11 protein-coding genes are annotated in these 11,159 nt (G+C 37.4%); 1 reads left to right on the forward strand and 10 read right to left on the reverse strand.

What is annotated here, in order from left to right; genetic code table 11:
• The 6 genes from ACJMML_RS02265 to ACJMML_RS02290 all read right to left on the reverse strand — a co-directional run.
• Window positions 1–242, reverse strand: a 242-nt coding sequence (locus tag ACJMML_RS02265) for a methenyltetrahydromethanopterin cyclohydrolase (RefSeq protein WP_405305774.1), incomplete at its 3' end; no start/stop codon positions are given.
• Window positions 243–338: 96 nt separating this feature from the next.
• The gene (locus ACJMML_RS02270; protein WP_405305775.1) at window positions 339–2,147 is read right to left on the reverse strand and encodes a BspA family leucine-rich repeat surface protein; all 1,809 of its coding nucleotides are present in this window, start codon (window positions 2,145–2,147) and stop codon (window positions 339–341) included.
• A gap of 120 nt (window positions 2,148–2,267) precedes the next feature.
• Window positions 2,268–2,768, reverse strand: coding sequence for a nitroreductase family protein (locus ACJMML_RS02275; RefSeq protein WP_405305776.1), 501 nt, complete (start codon window positions 2,766–2,768; stop codon window positions 2,268–2,270).
• Window positions 2,769–4,325, reverse strand: a complete 1,557-nt coding sequence (locus ACJMML_RS02280) for a chloride channel protein (RefSeq protein ID WP_405305777.1) — start codon at window positions 4,323–4,325, stop codon at window positions 2,769–2,771.
• Between the two features lie 37 nt (window positions 4,326–4,362).
• Window positions 4,363–5,235 (reverse strand): BspA family leucine-rich repeat surface protein, encoded by an 873-nt coding sequence (locus ACJMML_RS02285; RefSeq protein ID WP_405305778.1) that lies wholly within the window; start codon window positions 5,233–5,235, stop codon window positions 4,363–4,365.
• Window positions 5,236–5,379: 144 nt separating this feature from the next.
• Window positions 5,380–7,548: a hypothetical protein gene (locus tag ACJMML_RS02290; RefSeq protein WP_405305779.1), complete on the reverse strand. Its 2,169-nt coding sequence runs from the start codon at window positions 7,546–7,548 to the stop codon at window positions 5,380–5,382.
• Window positions 7,549–7,624: 76 nt separating this feature from the next.
• Here ACJMML_RS02290 and ACJMML_RS02295 point away from each other — a divergent pair, with 76 nt between their 5' ends.
• Window positions 7,625–7,795, forward strand: coding sequence for a hypothetical protein (locus ACJMML_RS02295; protein WP_405305780.1), 171 nt, complete (start codon window positions 7,625–7,627; stop codon window positions 7,793–7,795).
• 48 nt (window positions 7,796–7,843) lie between these two features.
• Here ACJMML_RS02295 and ACJMML_RS02300 read toward each other — a convergent pair whose 3' ends face one another.
• The 4 genes from ACJMML_RS02300 to ACJMML_RS02315 form a co-directional block, all read right to left on the reverse strand.
• Complete coding sequence (locus ACJMML_RS02300) at window positions 7,844–8,911, reverse strand: hypothetical protein (RefSeq protein ID WP_405305781.1); 1,068 nt, start codon at window positions 8,909–8,911, stop codon at window positions 7,844–7,846.
• 139 nt (window positions 8,912–9,050) lie between these two features.
• Window positions 9,051–10,337: an O-acetylhomoserine aminocarboxypropyltransferase/cysteine synthase family protein gene (locus ACJMML_RS02305; protein WP_405305782.1), complete on the reverse strand. Its 1,287-nt coding sequence runs from the start codon at window positions 10,335–10,337 to the stop codon at window positions 9,051–9,053.
• Between the two features lie 93 nt (window positions 10,338–10,430).
• Window positions 10,431–10,841: a hypothetical protein gene (locus tag ACJMML_RS02310; RefSeq protein ID WP_405305783.1), complete on the reverse strand. Its 411-nt coding sequence runs from the start codon at window positions 10,839–10,841 to the stop codon at window positions 10,431–10,433.
• A 158-nt stretch (window positions 10,842–10,999) separates the two neighbouring features.
• Window positions 11,000–11,159 (reverse strand): 50S ribosomal protein L37e (locus tag ACJMML_RS02315; protein ID WP_405305784.1); only part of this gene is annotated, 160 nt, incomplete at its 5' end.

An 11,159-nucleotide genomic window follows, 5' to 3' on the forward strand; every position in this document is an offset into this window, starting at 1 on the left:
TTTACTGAAGGAAGTGCGAATTTTTCAGATAAATCTCCAGGAATTGAAATTCCAACATCTGCAAGTCCACCAAGACAAACTTTAGTATAAAGTTCTCCTGCTTTAAAGCTTCCATCGACATTTACACCACAGTCGATAACAGTAGCACCATTATCTAAAGTTGCAACAGCGATGTTTAATTCATCTGCTTTTTCAATCATTACATCTACGGTTTTTTTAGCTTCTACGTTTACACTTACCATAGTTTTAACCTCTAAATAATTTAACTTAAAACATTAAGTTATTGTGTAAAAATTTATAGTTATTCTTATTTAAACTTGACTAAAAGATTTTAGCAATTATTCTATCTCAATTCTTTTGCGAGATATGATTAAAAGCTTTTCATCAGATGACTCATCAATAATCCTTTGGAAAGCGGCTTCGGATTGAAGTTTTGTAAAAGCAAAAAATCTGACACCCTTAGATTGCGCATTTAAAGCTATATCGACCCATATATCCTCCTTGTCAACATATTCACCAAGATATTCGATGCTTTTAAAAGTATGCGGACTTTCTTTGGCTATGTTTACAAGCATGGTCTGATTTTCGATTTTCAAGAATGCCTTTTCACGGTTATAAAAAAAGAGATTTAACTTCAGAGGATTTGAACTGTCGCTTGAAGGCAGAACATCATAATTGTGGTCATGAAGAGCGATTTCGCTCAGGACGCCTTCATCAGTAATCTTATTTAGAGCTATGCCTGAGATATCCTTGAATTCAGTCCTATCAACAATGTAAGCTAAAAGTGATTGATTATTGGTTAACTTAACTATTAAAAATTGCATTTCTTTGCTCAAGTCATTAAGATCATGGGTTTTGAAGAACGATTCATCAAGATTTTCAATGACCCTCTGTCGGGATTCCATGTCAAAATTATGATTTTTCATGACTTCCTCTTCAAACCATTTAGGATATATTTTCAACAATTCGCAATCGTCAAAAATATGATCCAGACATACATCATCTGCCAAATTCCAATCAGACAGACTGGAAACGTCAACTAAAGAATCACATTGCTTGAACATGCCCTCCATTGACTTGATTTTGCTTACATCCCAGTCCTTTAAGTCTGAAACATCTTCCAAGTCTTCACAATGCTTGAACATGCTTTTTAATGACTGGACATTTGAGATATCCCATGATTTCAAACCGGAAATATTGGTTAGGGAAGAGCAATTCTTAAACAGATAATCAAATGAAGTTACATTAGAAACGTCCCATTTCTTCAAATCTGAAACACTTTTAAGTGAAACGCAACCTTCAAAAAGACCGGAAATTCTGGTTATGTTGGACACATCCCATTTCTTCAAAGGAGCGATGCTTTTTATAGAATAGCAATATGCAAATAGTGACAAGAGACTTTTATTGTTTTCCATCTTGCCTAAATCCCAATTGGACAGTGCAGAAATGTTCTTAAGCCTTGCACAACTTCGAAACAGTGCAGTTATATTGAATGCATTAACCAAATTCCAGTTTTTCAAAGCGGAAATATCCTCCAGTGAAGTGCAGAACTCAAACAAGCATGCCACATCCCTCACATTGCTAACATCCCATTTGGACAATGCGGAAATATCCTTAAGATAAACACAATCTGCAAACATATAATGCATATCCTCAACATGGCTAACATCCCAGTTATTCAGGGCAGAAACATCCGCCAGTGAAGAGCAGCCCCTGAACATGCAGGACATGTCAACAACATTTGACATGTTCCAGTTTTCCAATGCGGAAATGTCTTCCAGGCTGGAGCATCCATCAAACATGTTGCTGGCGTCAGTTACTGAAGAAACATCCCATTTATCGAGAGAGGCAATCTCAACCAATGATTCGCATCCGGAAAACATGTCCTTTGTACTTGTGATGTTTCCAACACCAAAGGTAACTATAGCTTCAAGATTTACCAAACCCTTGTACCTTCCTTCGATGTTAGTTTCACCGAACAAATCTTCACTAATATATAAAATGTCTTCACGATTTTCAACATCTTTCCAATTGGTCAGGTTAGTACCGTTAGTCAGGACAATTAAAACATTAAATTCCCTCAATTCATAAATACTTTCGGTAGTTGTATTCAGATGTTCAAAATCATACAAATCAGTTTTTGCCATGTTAATCCTCGTTAATGGATATAAGTTTGTTCAATATAGTATATAACCATATCACAAAATTTACCTAAAATAAGTACTCTTTAACAATTCAATGTTTGAAAGGTTTAAAAGTGATGTAGATCAGTATCTGTCAAAATGGACTTTTGACTCATCATATCTAAGCTTTACCTCGCTTTCGTGAGCGGGCCAGCCTACACAGATGACAGAAAATGGAATGCAATAATCGGGAATATTCAGATACTCCTTCAGTTTTAATGTGCGGTCTTCAATCGGATGAAAACCCAGCCATACGGCACCCAATCCCTCATGAGTTGCCTGCAAGAGTATGTTTTCATTGCATGCCCCCAAATCCTGCTCGATCATGCCTATGACCTTTGCATCATTGAGATTTCCGATGGTTATAATCAAATGTGATGCATTTTCTGCAGGCTTTGCAAACTTATGCATTTGAGAAATGGCCTTTTTGTCTTCAGGTTCTGATACGACAACAAACTCCCAAGGCTGGGCATTGCATGAAGAAGGTGCCTGCATCCCTGCCCTCAGCAGATTCTCTATTATGTCATCGGAAACCTTTTCATCTGTATATTTGCGTATGCTCTGTCTTTTGAAAATCAAACTCATCTAATCACCGAACAAATCTTCAATCTCTTGCCTTACAAACGGATAATCATTGGAATCAGTCAGAACCTGAATCTGGTCGGAATATCTTATTTGGAAATCTTCGGTTGGAATGACATACTTGCCGTTTCTTATTACAGATACCACAATGGCATTTTTTGGGAAAGGAATGTCCTTGATTTTGAAATTGATATAATTGCAATCCAAAGGAACCACATACTCTGACATGACATGCTTTGAAGGCTTTTTAACATATTCCTGATTTTTCCTTAAAAGCAGCCTGTCGTATAATGACTCATAAATCGGCTCGTTGCCCAGAAGTGTAGGGACAACATATGCTATTAAAGAAACGATAATCATTGCCACTAGCGATTCGGTTGATCCGCTCATCTCAGCCAGCAAAACGATGCCTGTAATCGGTGACCTGACGGTTGCAGCGAAAAATCCTGCCATGGAGATTACAATGAACCTGTAAATCAGGTCATGATGCAAACCCAATGCAGGCACAAAAATGCTTCCGAATACCGCACCTATATAAGCCCCCAATACCAGAATAGGCAAGAATATGCCTCCAGGAGCACCTGATGAGAATGAAAACATTGAAAATATGTACTTCAAAACAAGCAAAAACACCAAAACGCCAAGTGAAGGGACAGCTACATCAAGCATGTCCATCATGAAATGACCCCCATCACTGATTTCAGGAATGGTCAGTGCCACAACACCGGATATCATGAATACCAAGACAAACTTAAGCCAGGACGGAATCCTCAAATTTGCAACGACATCACTTGATTTAATCATGCCCACATTGTAAATGTAACCTAAAATTCCAATGAACAGACCCAATACAACTAAAATCCAATAAGATTCAAGAGGAAAATCAATTATTGGAAAGGACAGTATTGTGGCCTGACCAAAAATCACTTTTGATATGAAATCGGATACTATAGCAGATACCAGTGCAATGAAAACAAGAGTCTTGTCAAATCCATGATTTATCTCTTCAAAAACAAATATCACACCTGCAAGAGGTGCATTGAACGCTGCAGTGATACCAACTGCAGAACCGACAAGAATAAGTCTCAGCTCATCGGTTTTCGATCCTTTAAACAATTTTGCAATACCTTTTCCGGCCATACCACCAATCTGGACTGACGGACCTTCAGGACCGAGTGACAGACCGCCAAGAGCTGTCAGAACACCGGCAACAATCTTTGAGAAAAGCACCTTCGCCCAATTAGCTTCCATATGTCCCTTTACCTCAGCATAAACCTGAGGTATTCCGCTTCCGGAAGAGTCAACTTCCCATTTGGTCAACCAATCGATTAAAAGGCCCATTAGAGCCAAGGCAATGAAAAATAAAATTATGTACAATACATTCCCATGTATTATGCTTAAGTAATCCCTTAAAACACTTTCCGAACCTGCAAGAAGGAATCTATACAGGCAAACCATCAGTCCTGCAAATATGCCCACCATAACTCCCTGTATGGTCAGCCTAAAAATATATTGTGGATTTTCACTAACTGATTTGAGTGTTCTTTCAAGAGATTTCATCAGTTAATGATTTGTCTTAAATGATATAAGTTTATTTTCACTGAGCCCACTCGGGTTTCTTTGAAATCTCACAATCCCTGAAAATATTTCTTTTATCTGTGATCTTCACATTCCATCCATCAAGACAACTTGCGTCTCTAACATTGGTATCCTTGAAAATGCAGTTCATATTTCTCACATTGCCCACATCCCAGCCTGCCAAGGGTGAAATATCATCCAAATAATCACATCCCTCAAAAAGAGATTCCATATTGCATACATTTGAAACATTCCAATCGGAGAGGGAAGACAAATCCTTCAGATAATTACAGGCTCCAAACATTGCATTGATGTTTAAAAGTCCTGAAACATCCCAATTTTTAAAGGCATTGATATTCTCCAAAGTATGGCAGTCATTGAACATGAATGAGGCGTTCTTCAAATTGGAAACGTTCCATTCTTCCAATGGAGAAATATCCCCAAGTGAAAAGCAGACATCAAACATAGAGGACATGTCCTCCACCCCTGAAACATCCCAATTTCTTAAAAATGAGATATCGCTCAAGTTATTGCATTCCAAAAACAGGTCATTCATCCTGATTACATTTGAAGTATCGCAATTGATTGTTCGGACATCCTCCAATCTAAAGCAATTCTTAAACATAGCTTCCATTGAATGGGTTTTATTTGTAATATTCGAAAGCACAACCGCCTTTAAATTATTCAAATCAGCATATCTTTCTTTTAGGCTGACCACATTTGAGAGATCTTCACTTGCAAACAACACATCCAACCTATCATCAACCTCGCTCCAATCGGTCAAGTTGGTTCCGTCATTCAGAACGATAAGGACATCAAAATCCCCTAAATCACAAATGCTTTCGGATGTTTCGTTTAATTTTTCAAAATCATCAAGGTATTTGCCGTCCATATCACTCACCCCTAACAAAGAATTTGTTGAAATAGATATTTAAAATAAGTAAAGCCAAGACTTTATCCAAGACAGAATTTATAAAAAATCCAACTTGTCGACAAAAAATAGTAAATAAAAAAAAATATAAGGGAGATGAACTCCCTATTTAACTTTGATTTTAACTGTCTTGGTTGCAGTTTTGTAATTTGAATTTGCCTTAAAGGTAATCTTAGCATTATAGCTTCCTTTTTTATTCAGTTTAGTGATTTTGAAGGTTGCCTTGCCTTTGGAGTTTGTTGTTGCCTTGTATGTTTTGCCCTTAACTTTCAAGGTAAGTTTAACTTTCTTCATCACTCTTCCCCTATTGTCCTTTAAAACTGCAGTGAACTTTTTAGTTTTTGTTTTAAGCTTAAATGTCTTTGCTTTAGCAGTTATTTTAGGTGTAGCTTTTCCAACAACTATCTTGACATTTTTGCTTGATGCAAGGTAATTGTCGTCACCGGCAAAGCTGATTGCTGCATTGTATGTTTTTGCAGGCAATTTGACTGAAACCATAGCCTGGCCCTTGCCATTGGTTGTTCTTGTATAAGTGACGCCATTCAATTTGATTTTAATGGTTTTACCTGATAGTGCACTGTTTTTTGAGTCTTTAAGTGTGATTACCAAGTTTTTAGCAACATTATAAACCGTATTGACCTGTGGCGCAGCCATGTTGGTTTGCAATCCTACACTAACTGTGAATGTGTTTGAATATACATCCCCAAGTAATTTTCCATCAGAGTAATATCCATCATTATACTGGACTGAAATGCTGTGATAACCTTTTGCGAGTCCTGAAAAAGTTTCAACAACTGAACCGTTTTCCATGCTGAAAAATCCGTAGTTCACTCCATCGACGGTAATGTATGCAAAGTTGATGGATGTGGCCGGAGCGGTAATGTTGACGACAACATCAGATCCCACATTGACCTCAGCTGGAACAGAGACTTTGATATTCTCGCTGTTCTTAACTATGTACAGTTCCTGAATCAGCGGATAATATCCTCCAGGATAAGCGAATTCCAAATAGAATTTATTCAATCCGACCGTGCTGCTTGACAATTTAACGCTGGATTTTCCACCGCTTATTGTTCCTGATGAAAGAAGCTTGCCCTTTTTGCCTGAATTGTAATCATAAACATTGAACATGCCGTTAACCCAATCATGAGTAATCATGGAAATTTCAAATTTCTCACCAACGCTCGCATAGGTTGGAGAGGTGACGGACGGAACGACAATGCATTTGACAGCTGTCTGTAGAGTGCCGAAATCATCTCCAACGTATTTGAATGTCAATGTGTTTTCGCCCAGATGGTTTAAGGTCCATGCGTTAATATAATATGTGGCACGTCCTTTGGAATAGGATATTTCCTTATCTTTCTCATTATTATAAGTTACAGTCAATTTACCGGTTGATTCACGAGGCAAATAAATGTATGCCACATTATCATCAAGCAAATGCAGAACCGGATAATTAAGATAAACTTCAAGTTTAGGATCGGTTGTAGGTTCAAATTCGGCCACTGCAACAGTCTCATCCACCAATGATTTGATTGCTCCGTTTTCAGTAAAATTGATTTGAATCCTGTATGTGCCATATCCGTCAAACAAATCAGATGCCGCAACATATCTTGATGTGTTTCTGCAATCGGCAATTTCCGGAGTAAAATTGCCGCTGACCACATCATAGCTGATTTTGAGAGTTCCATTGACAAATATCTCCAATGTTCCAGTATTATGGTGATTTGAATCTATTGTGATGAATCCGGGATATTGCCAATAATCCTCCTCACAGTAATATGGGTTTTGAAGCCAGATGTCAAAGTCCTCCTTTTCAGACACATTGACAAGAGTGTCAATCAGGGTAGTGTCGTTGAACTTTACCTTGATACTGTATTTTCCGCAATCCACAATTCCAATATCATTGGGATAAACATACTGGTAATATACATTATATCCCTCCTCTACCGCAAAATGACCATCTGTAATATCATAGCTTTTCTTTTCAGCATCATCCACATATACCTTGAAAGTGCCGTTCTTTTGTGAATATGATGAAATGTAAACGATGTCATTGGAATCCCAATTCTGTTTATCCTGGGTGTAGTCCTCCTTAGCTGACACATAAAAATCATCATCATAGTATGATCCATCGCCCAATGTATCATTCGAATCGCTTTCAAGAGCAACCGCATCATTGGCAGTGACATTATCGGATGCACTTACAGCGCCAATAGTTAAAATGGCCAGCACAATAATGCCAACCAACATAAATCCCTTGATTTTCAACATAACAACCTCACTTATTTTTATTGCAAAAGTCCTTGCTGATTCTTTATATTATTATCTACCTTAATAAATTATATAAATGAAAAACTTTACTAAAGAAAAAAGAATGGAAATTAATCAGAAATCATTCCCCTCCCAAATAGAAGGTCCGTTAGAAAATTATGAAAATCAGAGAAAAGAAGGAAAAACACCTATATTTAAAGGAAGTTCCATTGGACTTAATGAAGAGGAACTGGATTACTGGAAATGAATCAACATTTCCAGAATGCCAATTTACTGATTTTAAAATGAAATATACTTAAAAGATTACATTTCCTGAACTTCTGACTACATCAATATAGTCACGGCCTGTAGATTTCTTATACCTGGAATTGCCGTCAAATTTCACCACAACCTTATATGTGCCCAATCCCAAATGGCTCAAATCTATATGGGCATCATATTTGCCTGTTTTAACTACATATTTGTATACTTTTTTACCATCATAGATTTTAACCGTGAGTTTGGCACCTTTTATCGGTTTTTCAGTGTTCTTATTGAAAACTGTAATGTAATAATCTCCACCTTCTTTGATATAGATGGCTCCAACTTCATCCAAAAAGGTTGTATGCGCTTTTTTGACCTTGATTTTGCTGGTTTTGGCTTTTGCAGTGACGCCTTTGGAGATTTCACGTATTTTAATCTTATGCAAACCTACATCCAGACCTGCAGTGTTGAATTTCGCAATACCTTTCAAATCAGTGTTGAAACGAATCTTTTTAACCTTGCCCTTGCTATACACCTTTGCAAGTAATTTGACACCACCTATGCCCCTTTTGGTTTTTGAATTTACAACCTTTACCAGGAAATATTTCTTGGCCCTGAAAGATGTTGAAAGCTTCTTCAGGATTATTTCTGCAGGCGCATTTTTGATCTTAATATTGTTTAACTTGACATTATTTACCTTAAATATATTAGAATCAATTTTTGCAACAACACCATAATTTCCAGGATTGAATGGAAGCTTATAAGTTGCCTCGCCATTGGACTTTGTAATGACAGTTGCTGTTTTCCCATTTGAAAACTTGAGACTTACCGGAATTGGATACAGTGCAGTTTTGTTTTCATCAATGACTTTAACTTTCAATGTTTTTTCACCGTAATATGACCCTGACTGTGAAATCTTAATTTCTGCAGGGATTGTTGATACTGCGGATTCAACAGACTTTTGTGAACCGATTTCTTCCACAGAGTCGCAATCTCTTCCAACAGAGCAGATATCCTCATGCAAATCATCTGCCATAACTTCCTGCCCGCAATCAGCAAGAGTGGCATTATCTAAATTCTCAGCATTAACGCATGAAACAGTTCCGATTGCAAATATCATAATAAGCAATATAAAAATAAATTTTCTAGTTAAAATAATTTCATCCTCCTACATTAATATATGCAGAACAGGACTATTTAAGTAAAATAAATAAAAAGCTTTAAAGAAAAAAAGAGAAGTTTAGAAAAAACTTCTTATACTAAACCTTATCCAATGCCTGGTCGACATCAGCCAGAATATCTTCAATGTCTTCAATACCCACTGAAAACCTAATCAAATCAGGAGTTACACCAGTGGAGAGTTGCTGCTCTTCAGACAATTGAGAATGAGTGGTTGAAGCAGGATGGACAACCAATGATTTTGCATCACCTATATTTGCTAAAAAGGACAGCAGTTCAACGCTTTCAATGAATTTCAACGCACCGTCATAGCCTGCCTTAAGTCCGAATGAAACTATTCCTCCATAACCATTTTCAGCATATTTCTTTGCGACCTCATGGTTTGGTGAACTCTCCAAACCTGAATATGTTACCCAGGCAACCTTAGGATGGGCTTCAAGATGCTCTGCAACAGCCATTGCATTTGAAGCATGCCTTTCAATCCTTAATCCAAGAGTTTCTAAACCCTGCAGCAATAGAAATGATCCGAATGGAGATGGAACGGCACCTGTGTCCCTTCCGACAACTGCCCTTATTCTTGTTGTGAATGCAGCTCCCTTAAAGGTTTCGGCAAATACAAGGCCATTGTATGTTGCATCAGGTTCGGATAATGTAGGGAACTTTCCGTTCATCCAGTCAAAGTCACCCTTTTCAATTATGATTCCTCCAAGGGTAGTACCGTGGCCTCCAATGTATTTTGTAGCGGAGCTGGAAATGATGTCTGCCCCATGGTCAAATGGACGGACAGATCCGATACCAACGGTGTTGTCCGCTATCAATGGGATGCCATGTGAATGTGCAATTTCTGCCAGCCTGTCAAAATCAGGAATGTCCAATTTAGGATTTCCGATTGATTCGACATAAATCGCTTTTGTCTTATCGTTTATAGCCTCTTCAAATAATTCGGGAGACTGTGAGTCAACGAATGTCACGCTTCTGCCCAATTCCTCAAGGGTATTTTCAAAAAGCTCATAGGTTCCACCGTACAGGTTATCGGCAGAAACGATATTGTCCCCCACCTGTGTCAGGTTAATGATTGCATAAAAAATAGCAGACATTCCGGAAGCTGTCGCATAAGCAGCTGTCCCGCCTTCAATGGCAGCCATCCTCTTTTCGAATGCCTCTGTTGTAGGGTTTGTCAATCTTGTATAGATATTTCCCCCTTCCTTAAGTGCAAATCTATTTGCAGCCTGTTCGGGTGAATCAAATACATAAGATGTGGTCTGATAGATTGGAGTTACCCTTGACCCGGTTTCATCCACCTCTTCCTGGCCAGCATGCACTCCAATTGTTGATATGTTTTTTTTGTTTTTAATTTCATAAGCCATAATAATCATTAAGACATTTGTCAAATGAATTATATTAAATTATTGTCGATGATGAAAAAAAGTTGTTGGGATGGATTAATGAAAATCCAACACCTAATCTATATGGCAAAACTCACAACACTCGCAAGTCGGTGCGAAATAGGAATCTTCAGGTTCAACGATTGCCTTTTGGGCAAATAAGGTAATGTTGAACTTAGGCTCATATTCCTTGCTGACCTCTTTGGTCATTGGAGACAGACCCCTGTAGTAAACAGGCCTGTAGCCTGTTTGTGAAATATCAAAATAGAACTTTTCGCCTGTTGCAAACTTATTGAAAAATTCTTCGAGTGCCAATGCCTGTTTTGGAGCAATTGAAAAAGTGAATCCCATTGTATCATCACTTCTTTGCCTAATTCCAGCATTGGAAATGTCAACAGCCATTATATCATCATTACCTCTTACAAAAACGACACAGTTTTCTAAATCTACATCCTGTTCACGAGCAATATCATTTAAATCAGTCATGTTTTGACCTCCTAAAAAACATTTCATTTGCTTAGAACTAAATTAATCAAAAATAGTTTATAAAGTTATCTGAAAAAAAGTTTTCATTAAATTAGTGTTTAATCAAAAAAAGTATTTTGAAGAAGATTATTAAAATAATCTTCAATATTTCAACCAACTTATACTAATCTTTGTCTAGTAGTTGGTTTTTTATTTTGCCAGCTGTATCTCCTTAATTTGCTGGATTTACCAAATCCACAAGAAGCACAGACTTTTTTACGTACATGGTAAGTGTTTTTACCACATCTTCTACATCTGATATGGGTCTTTTTATTCTTT

The sequence above is a fragment of the Methanobrevibacter sp. genome, assembly GCF_045130115.1.
Classification (GTDB): Archaea; Methanobacteriota; Methanobacteria; order Methanobacteriales; family Methanobacteriaceae; genus Methanocatella.